This window comes from Streptomyces sp. NPDC020489 (assembly GCF_044386545.1).
In the GTDB taxonomy this organism is placed as follows: Bacteria; Actinomycetota; Actinomycetes; order Streptomycetales; family Streptomycetaceae; genus Streptomyces.
Genome location: NZ_JBIRUZ010000006.1, coordinates 206828 through 224027, shown reverse-complemented (window position 1 = coordinate 224027; position 17200 = coordinate 206828). Strand labels below are relative to the sequence as shown.

The following is a 17200-nucleotide window of genomic DNA, read 5'->3' as shown; positions in this document are numbered from 1 at the left end:
GGGCGTGCGGCGCGGGTACGTCCCTGTCCGCGCCGGTGCCGTGCGGCGCACCCCCCGATGACCCGGCCATGGCGCGGCGAGGCTCCCCGTTACTCGCCGCGGCCTGCGGGAGGCAGGGCCACCTGAGCCGCCCTGCCACCCGGTGGGGGCGGGGCTTCCCCGGCTCCGCCCTCACCACCACCCCCCACCGCACCCCCGTCCCCACCCCCGCCCCCGCCCACCTCTCCCCCCGGGCGATACGCGTGCGAAGGAGCCCGCGATGAGCGACATGATCACCGCGGACCTGGTCGATCTCGACCTGTCCGCCCCCACCAAGGAAGCGGCGGCACGCGCCCTCGCGGAACGCATGGTCGCCCTGGGCCGGGTGACCGACCTGGAGGGCTTCCTCGCCGACGTCGCCGCCCGTGAGGCACAGATGCCGACCGGCCTCGACGGCGGCATCGGCATCCCGCACTGCCGCAGCGAGCACGTCACCGAGCCCACGCTCGCCTTCGGGCGCAGCGCTGCCGGGATCGACTTCGGCGCGGCGGACGGCCCCGCCGACCTGGTCTTCCTGATCGCGGCGCCCGCCGGGGCCGACGACGCCCATCTGACCATCCTGTCCTCGCTGGCGCGGCAGCTGATGAACGCCGAGTTCACCGACGCACTGCGGGCGGCGACGGACGCGGCGTCCGCGGCGGCGCTGATCCGTGGGGATGCGCCGACGGGGAGCGCGAGCGCGGCTTCCGCCGGTGCCGCTTCCGCGGCTCCCGTGGGCGCGCAGAGCGAGGTGGGCGCTCCTGTGGGTGCCTCCGCAGACTCCGTGGCGGCATCGGGGGCGGCCTCCGCCGATGCCGCCACGGGTGAACCGACCCCGACCCCGGGTGCCCGCGTGGACGTCAGGAAGGCGGACGCCACGGACACGGACGCCGCGGACGCGCGCCCCTTCCGTATCGTCGCCGTCACCTCCTGCCCGACCGGCATCGCCCACACGTACATGGCGGCCGAGTCCCTGGAGAACGCGGGCCGCGAGGCCGGCGTCGAACTCGTCGTCGAGACGCAGGGCTCGGCCGGTTTCACCCGGCTCGACCCGGCCGTCATCCAGGCGGCGGACGGCGTGATCTTCGCCCACGACGTCCCCGTGCGCGACAAGGACCGCTTCGCCGGCAAGCCGACCGTCGACGTCGGCGTGAAGGCGGGCATCAACCGCCCCGCGGAACTGATCAGCGAGGTGCGGGGCAAGGCCGCGCGCGGTGAGGTGACGGGCACTGCCGCGTCCGGCGAGGGTACGCCGGTCGAGCGGGCCGGTGAGTCCGGCGACGGCTACGGCACCAAGCTGCGCAAGTGGCTCATGACCGGCGTGAGCTACATGGTCCCGTTCGTCGCGGCGGGCGGCCTGCTGATCGCCCTTGGCTTCGCCATCGGCGGCTGGGAGATCACCAAGGCGCCCTCGGTCATGGAGCACTTCTCCTGGACCCAGGTCGACAGCTGGGGCGCCCTGCTGCTCCAGATCGGTCAGGTCGCCTTCGGCTTCCTCATCCCCGTCCTCGCCGGATACATCGCTTACGGCATGGCGGACCGCCCGGGTCTCGTTCCCGGCTTCGTCGGCGGAATGATCGCTTCCAACATCGCCGCGGGCTTCCTCGGCGGTCTGGCCGCCGGTCTGCTGGCCGGTGCCGTGGTCCTCGCGATCCAGCGCGTCAAGATCCCGCCGGTGCTGCGCGGCATCATGCCGGTCGTGGTGATCCCGCTGATCTCCTCGATCGTCGTCGGCTTCCTGATGTTCGTCGTGATCGGCAAGCCCATCGCCGAGGCCCAGAAGGGCATGACGGACTGGCTCTCCGGCCTCTCCGGCACCAACGCCGTTCTGCTCGGCGTCCTGCTCGGCCTGATGATGTGCTTCGACCTCGGCGGCCCGGTCAACAAGGTCGCGTACGCCTTCGCCACCGCCGGTATCGCCGTCCAGGATCCCAGCGACTCCGCGATGAAGATCATGGCCGCCGTGATGGCCGCGGGCATGGTCCCGCCGCTGGGCATGGCGCTGGCGACCACCGTCCGCAAGAAGCTCTTCACCCAGACCGAGCGCGAGAACGGCAAGGCCGCCTGGGTCCTCGGCGCCTCCTTCATCTCCGAGGGCGCGATCCCGTTCGCCGCGGCGGACCCGCTGCGGGTCATCCCGGCCTCGATGGCGGGCGGCGCTGTCACCGGCGCCCTGTCGATGGCCTTCGGTGCCACCCTGCGCGCCCCGCACGGCGGCATCTTCGTGGTCCCGCTGATCGGCAGCCCGCTTCTCTACCTCGTGGCCATCGCCATCGGCACCGCGATCACGGCCGGCCTGGTCATCGTCCTCAAGGGCGTGCGCAAGACGTCCCCGGGCGACCCGGCCACCGGCACCGACGAGTCCGCGGCGGCTCCGGCGGCCGAGGTGAAGCAGCCCGTCGCCGCGTAAGCGGCGGGAGGCGGGGCGGGCGCACAGGGCCCGCCCCGGCGAGATCGGCCGGTCGCCACCCTCGCGGGACGGGGTGGCGCCCGGCCGCGGCCGTTTCAGCGGTCCTATGTCCCTTTGGGCAGCCGTGAGTTGTTCACGGCTCCTGCGAGATACGTCACGGTCCGGGGCCAAAGTCCCGGACCGTGGTGTCTACTGGGGCGCATGCCTGAGCACGTCTCGATCTACCAGCTGACGGGCATGGCCGTCCTCGCCCTGGCGACCGTCGTCTGGGCCGTCGGCCTGACCCGCGTCCTGCGCCGCAGCCGTGAGGCCACCCTGTGGCGGACCTCCACCGGCCTTCCGGCTCTTCCCTACCAGCGGCAGACCGGCCCCGACCTGGAGGCCGTCCAGCTGACACCGGCGGAGCGGGACGCGTTCGCGGGCCTGGTACGACAGCTCAGCGACGGCCGCTGAACGAGCGTCCGGCGGGTTCAGCGGACCACCGTCCGGCGGGCCCAGGGGACCAGCGTCCGGCGGGGCGCGACCGGCGCGCGCGGTTGAGACCGCACCCGGCGGGGCTCGTAGGGCCTACGGGGATACGAGGATCGCGGGGCTCACGAGGCTCGCGGAGATGACGGGGATCTCGGGGATCACGCGGGGCTTACGAAACCCGCGCCGCGCGCCGCTCCATGGCATCGCGCGCCGCGTCCTCGGAGACGTACACCTCGCACATGTGCCGTCCGTCGGGCGTGGCCGTGTGCTCGACCTCCCACAGGGAGATCTCCCTGCCGTCACGCAACAGGAACGCGTGCTCGTAGAGGGAGAAGCACAGTCCGATCCGCCCCGCGCGGCACGGCCGCCCGAACGCCTGGGTGATCTGGTGCGCGCACGCCGTCCGCAGCAGCTCGGCCGTCTCCCCGTCCGGCCGGTCCGCGTTCTCCGCCCGGCGCAGGAGCCGGCGCGCGTGGTCCGCCGAGTCGTCGGGCACGTACGCGTGCCGGGGCGCGGGGATCGGCGAGAGCTGCACCGACATCGGGAGCGCGAGGTCCGGCGCGTCCGGCGGCAGCGGCAGCCGTGCGGTGGCGGCGCGCACCTCCTCCTCGTCGACGTACACCTCGTGCTGCGGGACGCTGTCCCGCCCGGTGTTGTGGACCAGCTCCCAGAGGGTGAGCGCCGTGCCGTCGGCGAGGAGCCAGGTGTGGCGGTACGTCTCGCGGTGCAGCCCCGCGCTGTGGTGCGCGGAGTGCAGCGAGCTGTCGTGCGCGAGCGCGCAGTCGAGTCGCCGTATCGTCTCGTCGGGCAGCTCGAAGGAGTTCAGCGCGCGACCGAGGAGTCGCGCGAGATGCTCCTCCGGAGACTCGGGCGACTCGCGTGGCTCGTACGCTGCTGTCTCGTACGGAACGCTCAAGGCTTCTCCCGGCGTTGCTGCATGTCACCTTGTGGGTGCATACCGTAGCCCCTCGGTCGGACATCATGTCCGGGAACCGAGAAAACGTGCGCACAGAAAACGCTCAGGTCGCGCGAGAGGTTCCCGCGCGACCCGAGCGACCGTCAAAAACCGCCGGTCAGAGGGTGGTTGCCGCGTCAAGGCGCCCCGGACGGCGCGCCCCGGTCCCCGTGCGCCCCCGCGCTCGGCGGGCGCTCACACGGCGCTTCCCGCCATCCACTCGGCCCACGACATGTTCCATCCGTTGAGGCCGTTGTCCGGCGACACCGTCTTGTCGGGGGAGTTCTTGACGATCACGACGTCCCCGAGCATCGAATTGTCGTAGAACCACGCGGCGTTCGTGTCCCCCTGTCCGCCCCGCACGTCCTGGAGCCCGACACAGCCGTGGCTGGTGCCCTGCCGGCCGAAGGGCGGATTGCTCTTGTTGTACCAGTAGTTGCCATGCAGGAACGTCCCCGACTGCGTCAGACGCATCGCGTGCGGCACGTCCGGAATGTCGTAGGCGTTCTGGAGGCCGACCGTCCTGCTGTCCATGCGCAGCTTGGGGAACTTCTCGGAGATCACCATCTGGCCGTTGTACGTGGTGTACTGCGCGTCACCGGTCGAGATCGGTACCTTCTTGAGCGTCTTCCCGTCGCGCACGACCGTCATGGTCTGCGTGTCGGCGTCGACCGTCGAGACCTGCGACCGCCCGACCGTGAACGTGACGGTCTTCTTCTGTACCCCGACGACGTCGTTCGCGCCCTCGACCCCGTCCAGGTCGATCTTCATCGTGACCTTGGACCCGGCCTTCCAGTACTCCTCGGGCCTGAAGTCCAGCCGCTGCGAGCCGAACCAGTGCCCGACCACCTTCTGCCCGCTGGTGGTGGTGACCTTGATGTGCGACTGCACGGCCTTCTTGTCGCCGATCGCCTTGTCGAAGGTGAACGACACGGGCATCCCCACGCCCACGGTCGTCCCGTTGTCCGGCGTGTACGTCCCGATGAAGCTGTTCGCCTTGCTGACGGTCGTGAACGTCGAATCGGCCGTGGTGGTCCGTCCGTCCGAGTCCTTCGCGGTCGCCGATATCTCGTACTTCGTGCCGCGCTCCAACTGCTCCTTCGGCTTCCAGCTCCCGCCGTTCGCCGAGATGAACCCCGGCACGGACTCACCCGTGCCCGCCACCGTCATCTTCACGTCGGCCAGCTTGCCGCCGCTGACCTTGACCGCCGTCGTGTTGATCGACGCGCGGGTGGAACCGTCCTTGGCCGAAATGACGATCTTCGCGTCCGACGACTTGGGTGAGTCCCCGCCGTTCTTGCCGTCGTCCTTCCCGGCATCGGCACCACCGCCGCAGGCGGTGAGGGTGAGGGCGCCGACCGCCAGGACGGCACAGGCCCCGAGTGCGCGCCGCGCTGATATGTCCGGCGTAGTCACGAGCTGCTCCAGGTTCGTGTGATGTGCGTGATCCGTTCCTCTGTGTGGAGAAAGAGCGCATCCATGACCGCACGGGTTCCCTCCGACAGCCGTGAACGCCATCACGTGACAGAACCGGGACATCAATCGCACACTTTGCGCCACATCACGCCACTTTCGTGCCGCCCACGGCGACGGGATCCGCGCGCCGTGGACAGGAGACCTCCCGGGCCTCCCAGGCCTCCCGCACCGGCGCTCAACCCCCGGCGTGGGCGCGGCTGTCCGCCCCCGGCCGCCCCACCTCCGTCATCACTGTCCGCCCGTCCCGCCCTCCGTCATCGGCCCCCGTACAACTCCCCGTAGGAGGGCCACACTCCACCAGCACCCTCCACCGACTCGGCCGCGCGCACAGCCCGCACGATCGCGCGCGTCACCACGTCGGCGCCGGCCGCGAGGACGTCGTTCAGCGCGAGGGGGTGCCCCGTGTCGAGCGGGCGCTGTCCGGTCGCCAGCGCGAACACGGTGTCGCCGTCGTGCAGGAGGTGCACCGGCCGTACGGCGCGCGCGATGCCGTCGTGCGCCGTGCCGGCGAGCTTCTGTGCCTGCGCCTTCGACAGGTCCGCGTCGGTGGCGACCACCGCGAGCGTGGTGTTCAGCGGGGGCGGCGCGTTCCTGGCCGCACCCTCCGCGAGGCGTCGGCACGCGGCCTCATGAACGCTCGCCTCCGGATAGTTCACGCGCCCCTGGAACAACTCCCCGTACAGCACCCCCGTCTCGGGGTCCATCACCGAGCCCGCCGCGTTGGCAACCACCAGCGCGGCGACCGTGATCCCCGAGTCGAGAACGGTGCTCGCGGTACCGACTCCGCCCTTCATCGCCCCGACCACGGCACCCGTACCGGCGCCCACGCCCCCCTCCGCCACCGCCGCGCCGACCTCGCTGGCCGCGGCCGCCTCGACCGCGGCCCGGCCGGTGGCCGCGTCGGGCCTGGCGCGGAAGTCGCCGCCCCGGCCCAGGTCGAAGACACAGGCCGCGGGTACGACGGGAACGACATGCGCCGGGTCCACCCCGACCGGCACTCCGCGCCCGCGCTCCTCCAGCCACGCCATCACACCGGACGCGGAGTCGAGTCCGTACGCGCTGCCGCCGGTCAGCACGATCGCCTCGACTTTCTGCACCACGTTGCGCGGGTCGAGGGCGTCGGTCTCCTTGGTTCCGGGCCCGCCGCCCCGCACGTCCACGGCGGCGACGGCCCCGCCCTCCGGGGCGAGCACGACGGTGGTACCGGTGAGCCATCCGTCGCCGACGCGTGTCGCGTGTCCCACGCGCACGCCGGTGACATCCGTCAGAGCGTCAACTGTCATGGGACCAGTCTCGTCCAGCCGGCGGCGCCGCCCCAGGAGGTCAGCCGACCGGTACGGCCGCTCTGCTCTCCCGGGCCGCCATGCGCGCCGTCAGCGTCACCCCGGTCGCCACCGCGAGCGCCGAGACGATGCCCGCGGCGAGGACGGCCCAGTCGCCCAGGAACGTGCAGAGGATCACCAGCAGAGCTGTGGTCGGCAGCACCAGTTGCTGGGCGATGCCCACCTTGAAGTGGCGTGAGTGCAGTGCCCAGACGGTGAGCAGGAAGAGCGCGGTCGGCAGGGTCACCGCGGCCGACGCCGCCGGCGTGGAGATGTGCGCGTGGCCGACCGCCTGCTCGACCGCGACCTCCAGCCCGGCGCCGATCGCGGCCGCCGAGGCGAAGATCAGGTAGTGGCCGTACCCCCACAGGAAGGACTGCCGGTTGGAACGCAGATGACCGTGGATCGGCACCACGAAGTAGATCCACCAGGCGGAGAAGATGATCAGGAGCCCGCCCGCGGCGATCGGCAGCAGTTCTCCGAGTGCCTCGTGCTCGTCCACGGCGGACTTCACGGCGACCGTGGCCGCGGCGATCGTCTCGCCGAGCACGATGATCGTGAACAGGCCGTACCGCTCGGAGATGTGGTGCGGATGCCAGGACGTGGCGAAGTCCTTCTCGGCGTACAGCGGCACGCACATCTCCAGGACCGCCATCACCAGGAAGACCCAGGGCCGCCCGCCTTCGGGCAGCAGGAGCAGGCCGAGCCAGCCGACCTGGCAGAGCAGCACCCCGAAGGCGTAGCGCAGGGCCGTCGTCCGCTCGGGTCCCTCGCTCGATCGCGCCGCGCGCAGCCACTGCGCGGACATGGCGAGCCGCATGATCAGGTAGCCCAACCAGACGGCCAGGAACTCATGGTCCTCGAACGCCCGCGAGATCCCGGCCGCCAGCACCAGGACGCCGGCGATCTGGACGAGGGTGACGACCCGGTAGAGGACGTCGTCGTTGTCGTATGCCGAGGCGAACCAGGAGAAGTTCATCCAGGCCCACCAGATGGCGAAGAAGACCATCGCGTAGTTGAGGATTCCCTCGCCCGTGTGCGACTCGGCCACCGCGTGCACGAGCTGGGCGCCCGCCTGTGCGATCGCCACGACGAAACACAGGTCGAAGAAGAGCTCCAGGGGCGAGGCGACCCGGTGGCTCTCGTCGCGGGCGCGGGCGGTGAGCCTGCGCAGCGGGCTGGAGCGATCCGTGGACGGAACCGGCGGGGGAGTCGAACTGGACGTCATGCGTCCTAGCAGAGCAGATACCGGCCGGAAATTCTTGTGAACGGATTCACAAGCACTGTCCGTCGCCTCCTCCTCCGCCTCCGCCCTCCCCGGACGCCGGTCGCCCCCAGGGCCGTACCCTGGACGCATGAGCACCGTCCCCGACCCCGAGCCCCCGCGCGCCCCGAAGCCGTCGCTGATCTTCGACGACCCGCTGGACCAGCAGTCCTCGGACGACACGGACCGCGGGTGGGGCGAGCGACCCGGCACCGACAGCGCGGCGGACCTGAAGCGCTTCCTCGACGAGAAGCCGCCCCACCACCTCTGACCGACCCGGGCCGCCGCCCGAACCGGCCCGGCCGCCGCCCGAAGCGGCCTGGCCGCCGCCCGGACCAGCCGGACCCCCGCCCGGACCCGCCGGACCGCCGCCCGGACCGTGACCGCTAGCGCATGTCGTGGCCGGGCCCCCGCTGCGCGAGCAGCGCGTCGCGGATCTCCTTGAGGACCTCCAGCTCGGTCACGTCCATGACCTCCTGCGTGCCCTCCTTCGCCTTCCTGCGGGCCTCCTGCCGGGCCAGATACTTCGACATCGGCAGCACCATCAGGAAGTACACGACCGTCGCGGTGATCAAGAAGCTGAGTGTCGCGCCGAGCACGGTGCCCCAGCGGATCGGGATGCCGCTCAGCACGGTCCCGTCCGGCGCGACCTTGCACGGGGCCTGGAGGCACGAGCTGTAGCTGTCGAGGTTCTTGGTGCCGATCGCTCCGACCAGCGGCGTGATGATGCCCTTCACCACCGAGTTGACGATGTTGGTGAAGGCGGCGCCGATGACCACCGCGACGGCCAGGTCGACGACGTTCCCGCGCATCAGGAAGGCCTTGAAGCCCTCCCAGAGGCTCGTCTTCTTCTCGCTCACCTAGGGGACTCTCCTCGTACGCGCAGGGTGTGGAACAAACAGCTCCGCAACCTACGTCAACGCGAGGCGACCCTGTCCAATTGGGTAGCTCGTAAGAGGGACTTGACAGGAATCCGCGCAGCAGGCGGTCCGCATGGCTCAGCACAGTGTCACCGCCAGCCGGGCCGTGGCGCTCGCCCCCGCGAGACGTGCCGCGATCGGGCGCGGCACCGAGAGCACGACCAACGCGCCGCTCTCCGGGGCGTCTTCGAGCGGTTCCGGCACCTTCTTCACCCGCGCCCCGCGCGCGACCACCTGGGCGTCACCGCCCGTCGCCGTCGTCTCGGCGGCGATCACGTCGACCCGGTCGCCCGGCCGCAGCAACAGGACCGTGGCCCCATCGGCGATCCGTACCGGCGCCGTCACCATCTCGACGGCGCGGCGCTCCCGTACCGGCTCGGCCACCGGATGCCCGCGCGCCCCGTCGGCCTCGCCCGGGCCGACGGCGACCAGCGCGGCGGCGGTGACGGCGAGGCCCGCCGCCACGGCCCGCCTGCGATGCCTGACGAGCCGGGCCAGTTGACGCCGTCCGCCACCCACCCGCACCGGGGCGAAGTGCGGTACCTCGCAGGTGGCGGGGGCGTCGGCGCCCGGTGGACGCGGAGCGAGCGGGGAGAGCGGGGAGAGGTGCGGGGGAGGGGAGGACGGACCGTAGGACACGGGGCACCACCTGTCGCGAGGGTTCGGCTTGCAAGGCCACGATGAGGCCTCGCGCCGTCGCCCGCCGGGACAGGTGGATCAGCGCCCGACTGTGGACAACTCCCTCACCCGAACGAGGAGTTCCATCCGCTCGGGGCCACCGTCCTCCACCACGTCACGGCAGGTCGAACCCGGGATCCATGCCACCCAACGCGGTTGTGCACAGGCAGTCCCGGTCCTCGTTGGCCGGCAGCGCCGCCACGGCGTCGAACAGCACACCCCGCAGCCGGTCCACGTTCGCGGCGAACACCCGCAGCACCTCGTCGTGCGAGACGCCCTCACCGGTCTCGGCGCCCGCGTCGAGATCCGTCACCAGCGTCAAGGACGTGTAGCAGAGCTCGAGTTCACGGGCGAGGGCCGCCTCGGGGTGACCGGTCATGCCCACCACGGACCAGCCCTGCGCCTGGTGCCACAGCGATTCGGCGCGTGTCGAGAAGCGCGGCCCCTCGATCACGACCAGGGTCCCGCCGTCCACCGCCTCCCAGTCCCGCCCACGCGCCGCCTTCAAGGCCGCCGTCCGCCCGACGGGACAGTACGGGTCGGCCAGCGACACGTGCACCACGTGGGGCACGGCACCCCCCGGCAGCGGCAACCCGTCGAAGTACGTCCCCACGCGGGACTTCGTACGGTCCACCAGCTGATCCGGCACGAGCAGCGTGCCCGGCCCGTACTCCGGGCGCAGACCGCCCACCGCGCAGGGCCCGAGGATCTGGCGCGCCCCCACCGAGCGCAGCGCCCACAGGTTGGCCCGGTAGTTGATCCGGTGCGGCGGCAGATGGTGGCCGCGTCCGTGCCGGGGCAGGAAGGCGACCCGGCGGCCCGCTATCTCACCGAGGAACAGGGAGTCACTGGGCGGCCCGTACGGGGTGTCCACCCGGATCTCGGTCACGTCCTCGAGGAACGAGTAGAAGCCCGAGCCGCCGATTACACCGATCTCTGCGTTCGCCATGCCCGCACACTAGCGGGCCCCCGCGGAGGGCAGGGGGCGGCTCCGCAAACGCCGAGGACCCCGTCGTCGTACGACGACAGGGTCCCGCGAACGAGTCCTTACGCGGCGGAGGTGCTGCTGGAGGTGCCGCTGCTCGACGACTTCGAGTCCGAGGACGACGAGGTCGAGGTGGACGCGGAGGACGTCGACGGCTTCGACGACGCCGGCGAGGTGCTCGACGAGGAGCCGCGGCTGTCGTTGCGGTAGAAGCCGGAGCCCTTGAAGACGATGCCGACCGCGGAGAACACCTTCTTGAGGCGGCCCTGGCAGTTCGGGCATTCGGTCAGAGCGTCGTCGGTGAACTTCTGCACCGCCTCGAGGCCCTCGCCGCACTCGGTGCACTGGTACTGGTAGGTCGGCACTTGTCTTCCTCCTGGCACTCTCACTCAATGAGTGCTAACGATGGTCCATAGTGACGTATTCCTGAGGATCAGTCCACCGTCACCGGCACGCGGTGACCGACGCCACGTGCCACCGTGCGTGTCCGGGGCCGGGCCATCAGGCGAGACCGCAGCGCCAGCAGGGTCCCCAGGGCGAGCAGCGTGCCCCCCATCGGCACGAGGAATCCGGCACCGTTCCAGAAGCGATCCTCCAGCTGTCCGGCAGCCGTGACGGCGGCCGCCTGACCGAGCGCCACCGCGCCGGTCAGCCAGGTGAAGGCCTCGGTACGGGCGCCGGCCGGCACCAGGGTCTCGACCAGCGTGTAGCCGGTGATCAGCGCGGGCGCGATGCACATGCCGACCAGCAGGCCGAGTCCGGCGAGCGCGAGCACCGAGTGCGCGGCCCACAGCCCGGAGGCGGCCAGCGCGAGCGCGCCGTAGCCGACGAGGAGGCGCCGCTGCGGAGCCACCTTCCAGGCGATCGCGCCGCAGACGATACCGGAGAGCATGTTGCCCGCCGCGAAGACGCCGTACAGGACGCCGTTCATGCCCGGCTCGCCGATCGACTCGGTGAACGCGGCCAGCGAGACCTGCATGCCACCGAAGACCGAGCCGATCCCCAGGAACGCCACGATCAGCACGCGCACGCCGGGCACCCGCAGTGCGGAACCGTGCTCCACGCGTGCGTGCCTGTCGAGGGCGACGCGCGGCTGCGTGCTCTTCTGCGCGGCGAACAGCAGACCGCCGACCAGGGTCAGCGCCGCCTCCGTGAGCAGGCCCGCGGCCGGGTCGACGGCGGTGCACAGGGCGGTGGCCAGCAGCGGGCCGACGACGAAGGTCAGCTCGTCCGTGACGGACTCGAAGGCCGCCGCGGTGGTCATGAGGGGCGAACCCTGGAGCTTCACGCCCCAGCGAGCGCGCACCATCGGACCGACCTGCGGCACCGAGGCGCCCGTGGGGACGGCCGCCACGAACAGGGCCCACAGGGGCGCGTGTGACAGCGCGAGCGCCGTCAGCGTCAGACCGGAGGCCGTGTGGACGAGCACGCCGGGAATCAGGACGGTGCGCTGCCCGTAGCGGTCGGCGAGGCGCCCGCTGTACGGCGCGAACAGCGCCATGGAGACGCCGGTGACGGCCGCCGCGGCGCCGGCCGCGCCGTACGAGCCGGTGGTGTGCTGCACGAGCAGCACGATGGAGATCGTCAGCATCGCGAACGGCTGGCGTGCCGCGAAGCCGGGGAGCAGGAACGTCCAGGCGCCGCGGGTGCGCAGCAGCTGCCCGTATCCCGGGCGTGAGGTGACCGTGGATGCCACGGCCCGTGCCTTTCTGCCGCCTGGTAGCGCGCCCGTGCGGGGGCGCCGAGAGCTGTCCTCTTGCGCGGACTGCGGTAGATGCCGGCGCCCACTGCGGAGGGGCTTCTCGGCCGCCATACGGTCGCGCCAGCCCTGCGTCAGGCAGAGTTGGTTCGATCAGAATGTGCCTTCATCGTACAGGGGTCAACGCATGGTGCGCCTGTGAAAACGCGCACCATGGAGTCGTCCGCCTGCGATTACCCAGGGTGTGAACCGTACGAAACGTGCCCTTAACGACATCCCGCCTCGCGGGGTGCCCGTTCAGCGCCGCTCGGGCCGCGGTGTCTCGCCGTTCGTGCCCAGCCACCCGGCCAGCTTGCCGCCGTGGCCCACCGCGCGCAGCCGCCGCTCCGCCGCGTCCCGCACGGGGTCGGTGGCGACGACGAGCAGCTCGTCGCCCCGCCGCAGCACCGTCGTGGGCAGCGGGACGAACGATTTTCCCTCGCGTACGACGAGGGTGACCGCGGCCCCGGCCGGCAGCCGCAGCTCGTTGACCTCGACGCCGTGCATCTTGGAGCCCTCGGGGATGGCCACGGACAGCAGGTGCCCGCGCAGCCGCTCCAGGGGCGCCGACTCGATGCCGAGGTCGGCGGCCTCCGCGTCCTGGCCCAGCCGCAGCTGGCGGGCGAGCCAGGGCAGCGTCGGTCCCTGGACCAGGGTGTAGACGACGACCAGGACGAAGACGATGTTGAAGATGCGGCGGCTGCCGTCGACGCCGTTCACCATGGGGATCGTCGCCAGGATGATGGGCACGGCGCCGCGGAGCCCGGCCCAGGACATGAGGGTCTGCTCCTGCCACGGCACCCGGAACGGCGTCAGGCACAGCACCACGCTCAGAGGGCGCGCGACCATGGTCAGCACCAGCCCGATGACGAGCGCGGGCCAGACGTCGTCGCCCAGCTCGTGCGGTGTGACCAGCAGACCGAGCAGGACGAACATGCCGATCTGGGCGATCCAGCCGAGCCCTTCGGCGAAACCGCGCGTGGCGGGCCAGTGCGGCAGCTTGGCGTTGCCCATCACCATGGAGGCGAGGTAGACGGCGAGGAAGCCGCTGCCGTGCGCCAGCGCGCCCGCCGCGTACGCCGTCACGGCGATCGCCATGACCGCGATCGGGTAGAGGCCGGAGGCGGGCAGCGCCACGTGCCTGAGGCCCCAGGAGCCCAGCCAGCCGACCGCGATGCCCAGGGCGGCGCCGATGGCCAGTTCCAGGGCTATCTCGCCCAGCAGGACGTACCAGTGCTCGACCGGGCCCGCCGTGGAGAAGGCGACGACCAGGATGACCACGGGGGCGTCGTTGAAGCCGGACTCCGCCTCCAGCGTGCCCGTCACGCGCGCGGGGAGGGGGATCCTGCGCAGCACCGAGAAGACCGCCGCCGCGTCCGTCGAGGAGACGACGGCGCCGATGATGAGCGCCTGACGCCACTCCAGCCCGACCAGGTAGTGCGCCGCCGTCGCCGTGACCCCGACGCTCACCGCGACCCCGGCCAGCGCCAGCGCGGTCGCGGACGGCAGCGCCGGCTTGACCTCTCTCCACTTCGTGCCGAGACCGCCCTCGGCCAGGATCACGACCAGGGCCGCGTATCCGATGACCTGGGTCAGTTCGGCGTTGTTGAAGTGGATGTCGCCGACGCCGTCCTGGCCCATGGCGACGCCGATGCCCAGGTACACGAGCAGGCTGGGGAGCCCGCTGCGCGAGGAGATCCGGACCGCTGCGACGGCGACGAGCAGGACGAGCGAGCAGACGAGCAGGAGCTGGTTGAGGTCGTGGACGGTCAGCGGCTGTTCCCTTCCCTGGCTCACGGGCGGCACGCGCGCGTGGGCTCACGTACATAGGACACGAAGTGCTGGGTCTCCGCACCCAAGTACTTCGTTACCTTACCTAACTCTTGACGATTTCTTGACACTTCCCCAGGCAAGATCGAACGCCCGTGCGCGCTGGTTCCCGACTCCGCGTCAAGTGGCGTCGGGCCCTGCGCCTATGGTTGCTCCAGCGCTCATTCAAAGTCACAGCCCCGCCTGCCGCTCGCGTTAGGACAGCAAGGACAGCGATGCCCCCCAACACCACCGCCTCATCGGGTCAGAAGCCCGGCAAGTCCGGCAGGAAAAAGGGGCGCAAAGCCCGTCTGATCGTCCTCGTCCTGGTGCTGGCCATCATCGGGGGCGTCGCCTACGGGGCCTACTGGTCGATCAGCACCGTCCGTGCCTCCTTCCCGCAGACCAAGGGTTCGATCACGCTCGAGGGCCTGTCCGGACCGGTCGACGTCAAGCGCGACGGCTACGGCATCCCGCAGATCTACGCCTCCAGCGACGAGGACCTGTTCATGGCGCAGGGCTACGTCCAGGCGCAGGACCGGTTCTACGAGATGGACGTGCGCCGCCACATGACCTCCGGGCGCCTGTCGGAGATGTTCGGCAAGGGGCAGGTCAAGAACGACGAGTTCCTGCGCACCCTCGGCTGGGACCGGGTGGCGAAGAAGGAGTACGACACCAAGCTGTCGGCCGCCACGAAGAAGTACCTCCAGGCGTACGCCAAGGGGGTCAACGCCTACCTGCACGGCAAGGACGGCAAGGAGATCTCCCTCGAGTACGCCGCCCTGGGCTTCGTCAACGACTACAAGCCCGAGCAGTGGACGCCGGTCGACTCGGTCTCCTGGCTGAAGGCGATGGCGTGGGACCTGCGCGGCAACATGCAGGACGAGGTCGACCGCGCCCTGCTGACCAGCCGCCTCGGCCCCAAGCAGATCAAGGACCTGTACCCGGACTATCCGTACAGCCGCAACAAGGCGATCGTCCAGGAAGGCCAGTACGACGAGCTGACCAAGGCGTTCGAGCAGGGCGACGGCACCTCGGGCACGGGGACGTCGACCGCCGGCACGGGCACGGGCGGCACCACGGGCACGGGTACGGGCGGCACCACGGGCACCGCGTCCGGCTCGGGCTCCACGGCCCTCCAGAGCCAGCTCTCGGGCCTCTACGGTGTCCTCGAGGACCTTCCCGCGGCCGTCGGCGTGAACGGCAACGGCATCGGCTCGAACTCCTGGGTCGTGGCGGGCTCGCACACCATCAGCGGCAAGCCGCTGCTGGCGAACGACCCGCACCTGTCGGCCTCGCTGCCGTCCGTCTGGTACCAGATGGGCCTGCACTGCCGCACCCTCTCCAGCAAGTGCCAGTACGACGTCAGCGGCTACACCTTCGCCGGCATGCCCGGCGTGATCATCGGCCACAACCAGGACATCTCCTGGGGGATGACCAACTCCGGCGTCGACGTCACCGACCTCTACCTGGAGAAGCTCAGCAGCGACGGCTACCTGTACGACGGCAAGGTGAAGCCCTTCACCACGCGCGAGGAGACCATCAAGGTCGCCGGCGGCGAGTCCAAGACGATCGTCGTCCGCGAGACCACCAACGGCCCCCTGCTGTCCGACCGCGACGACGAACTGGTCAAGGTCGGCAAGAAGGCCACCGTCGACGCCGCCGCCCCCGACCGCGGCGACGGCTACGGCATCGCCCTGCGCTGGACCGCCCTCGACCCCGGCACCTCCATGGACGCTGTGTTCGCGATGGACAGGGCGACGGACTGGGACGGCTTCCGCGAGGCCGCGGCCCTCTTCGACGTGCCCTCGCAGAACCTGATCTACGCCGACACGGACAACCACATCGGCTACACCCTGCCCGGGAAGATCCCCACGCGCGCGGACGGCGTCGACGGATCGATCCCGCAGCCGGGCTGGGACTCCAAGTACCGCTGGACCGGCTACATCCCGAAGGACCAGCTGCCCTACGAGTTCGACCCCGCGCGCGGATACATCGTCACCGCCAACCAGGCCGTGATCGACAAGGACAAGTACCCGTACACGCTCACCACCGACTGGGGCTACGGCACCCGCAGCCAGCGCATCACCGACCTGATCAAGTCGAAGATCGACGACGGCGGCAAGATCTCCACGGACGACATGCGCCAGATGCAGCTGGACAACAGCAGCGAGATCGCCAAGCTGCTCGTGCCCAAGCTGCTGAAGATCGACATCGACGACAAGGACGTCCGCGAGGCGCAGAAGCTGCTGGAGGGCTGGGACTACACCCAGGACGCCGACTCGGCGGCCGCCGCCTACTTCAACTCGGTCTGGCGCAACATCCTCAAGCTCGCCTTCGGCAACAAGCTGCCCAAGGAGCTGCGGGTCAAGGGCCAGTGCCTGTGGGTGGACCCCATCAACACGACCGGGCCCGCTGACGAGTCGAAGAAGGTCCGCGAGTGCGGCCAGCGCGACGCCGACCAGGCCCAGCCGGACGGCGGCGACCGCTGGTTCGAGGTCGTGCGCAACCTCATGGACGACGAGAAGAGCGCCTGGTGGAAGACCCCGGACGGGGTCGGCGACCGGCCCGAGGCCGACAACCGTGACGAGCTGTTCAAGCGCGCCATGATCGACGCCCGCTGGGAGCTGACCGCCAAGCTCGGCAAGGACATCGACTCCTGGAGCTGGGGCCGCCTGCACCGCCTGTTCCTGAAGAACCAGACGCTCGGCATCGAGGGACCCGGCTTCGTGCGGTACATGCTCAACCGCGGCCCCTGGAAGCTCAGCGGCGGCGAGGCCACGGTCAACGCGACCGGCTGGAACGCCGCCGGCGGCTACGGCGTCGTCTGGGTGCCGTCGATGCGGATGGTGGTCAACCTCGGCGACCTCGACAAGTCGAAGTGGATCAACCTCACCGGCGCCTCGGGGCACGCCTACAGCGCCCACTACACGGATCAGACGAGCAAGTGGGTCAAGGGCGAACTGCTGGACTGGTCCTTCTCGAAGGGCGCGGTCGACAAGAGCACGAGCGACACCCTGGTGCTGAAGCCGTGAGCCACTGACGGCGAACCCGCGGGGGGGCCCCCCCCCCCCCCGGGGGGGGGCCCCCCCCGGGGGGCCGCCCCCCCCCCCCACCCGCGAGCACAACGCAGTAAAACCCTCAAATAGGGTGT

The 17200-nt window shown here is 70.8% G+C and carries 14 protein-coding genes; 4 read left to right on the top strand and 10 right to left on the bottom strand.

All coding sequences use genetic code 11. The features are described 5' to 3' along the window. Positions 1–259: 259 nt before the first annotated feature. Positions 260–2428, top strand: coding sequence for a fructose-specific PTS transporter subunit EIIC (locus ACH41F_RS18120; protein ID WP_391234339.1), 2169 nt, complete (start codon positions 260–262; stop codon positions 2426–2428). 201 nt (positions 2429–2629) lie between these two features. Further along, entirely contained in the window at positions 2630–2881 is a 252-nt protein-coding gene (locus tag ACH41F_RS18115; RefSeq protein WP_391234341.1) for a hypothetical protein, read from the top strand. A 187-nt stretch (positions 2882–3068) separates the two neighbouring features. On the opposite strand, the gene ACH41F_RS18110 is transcribed toward ACH41F_RS18115, so the two are convergent. The 4 genes from ACH41F_RS18110 to ACH41F_RS18095 all read right to left on the bottom strand — a co-directional run bounded on the left by ACH41F_RS18110 (position 3069) and on the right by ACH41F_RS18095 (position 7880). After that, positions 3069–3815 (bottom strand): DUF6227 family protein, encoded by a 747-nt coding sequence (locus ACH41F_RS18110; protein ID WP_391234343.1) that lies wholly within the window; start codon positions 3813–3815, stop codon positions 3069–3071. Between the two features lie 234 nt (positions 3816–4049). Then, positions 4050–5270 carry an Ig-like domain-containing protein gene (locus ACH41F_RS18105; protein ID WP_391234345.1) on the bottom strand — a complete coding sequence of 407 codons (1221 nt, stop codon included), beginning with the start codon at positions 5268–5270 and terminating at the stop codon, positions 4050–4052. A gap of 314 nt (positions 5271–5584) precedes the next feature. Beyond that, positions 5585–6613, bottom strand: coding sequence for a P1 family peptidase (locus ACH41F_RS18100; RefSeq protein WP_391234346.1), 1029 nt, complete (start codon positions 6611–6613; stop codon positions 5585–5587). Positions 6614–6653: 40 nt separating this feature from the next. Next, positions 6654–7880: a low temperature requirement protein A gene (locus ACH41F_RS18095; protein WP_391234348.1), complete on the bottom strand. Its 1227-nt coding sequence runs from the start codon at positions 7878–7880 to the stop codon at positions 6654–6656. 127 nt (positions 7881–8007) lie between these two features. On the opposite strand from ACH41F_RS18095, the gene ACH41F_RS18090 reads away from it, so the two are divergent. Then, positions 8008–8187, top strand: a complete 180-nt coding sequence (locus ACH41F_RS18090) for a hypothetical protein (RefSeq protein ID WP_391234350.1) — start codon at positions 8008–8010, stop codon at positions 8185–8187. A gap of 115 nt (positions 8188–8302) precedes the next feature. Here ACH41F_RS18090 and mscL read toward each other — a convergent pair whose 3' ends face one another. From mscL to ACH41F_RS18060, 6 genes are all read right to left on the bottom strand, one after another. Beyond that, positions 8303–8776 (bottom strand): large conductance mechanosensitive channel protein MscL, encoded by a 474-nt coding sequence (mscL, locus tag ACH41F_RS18085; RefSeq protein WP_391234352.1) that lies wholly within the window; start codon positions 8774–8776, stop codon positions 8303–8305. Between the two features lie 138 nt (positions 8777–8914). Next, positions 8915–9475, bottom strand: a complete 561-nt coding sequence (locus ACH41F_RS18080; RefSeq protein WP_391234354.1) for a hypothetical protein — start codon at positions 9473–9475, stop codon at positions 8915–8917. A gap of 154 nt (positions 9476–9629) precedes the next feature. Then, positions 9630–10463 (bottom strand): S-methyl-5'-thioadenosine phosphorylase, encoded by an 834-nt coding sequence (locus ACH41F_RS18075; RefSeq protein ID WP_391234356.1) that lies wholly within the window; start codon positions 10461–10463, stop codon positions 9630–9632. A 98-nt stretch (positions 10464–10561) separates the two neighbouring features. Then, entirely contained in the window at positions 10562–10864 is a 303-nt protein-coding gene (locus tag ACH41F_RS18070) for an FmdB family zinc ribbon protein (protein ID WP_391234358.1), read from the bottom strand. Between the two features lie 68 nt (positions 10865–10932). Continuing rightward, a complete protein-coding gene (locus ACH41F_RS18065; RefSeq protein WP_391234360.1) occupies positions 10933–12195 on the bottom strand; it encodes an MFS transporter in 1263 nt (420 codons plus the stop codon). A 300-nt stretch (positions 12196–12495) separates the two neighbouring features. Next, positions 12496–14034, bottom strand: coding sequence for a potassium/proton antiporter (locus ACH41F_RS18060; RefSeq protein ID WP_391234361.1), 1539 nt, complete (start codon positions 14032–14034; stop codon positions 12496–12498). A 248-nt stretch (positions 14035–14282) separates the two neighbouring features. Here ACH41F_RS18060 and ACH41F_RS18055 point away from each other — a divergent pair, with 248 nt between their 5' ends. Continuing rightward, positions 14283–17081, top strand: a complete 2799-nt coding sequence (locus ACH41F_RS18055; protein ID WP_391234363.1) for a penicillin acylase family protein — start codon at positions 14283–14285, stop codon at positions 17079–17081. Positions 17082–17200: the final 119 nt, after the last annotated feature.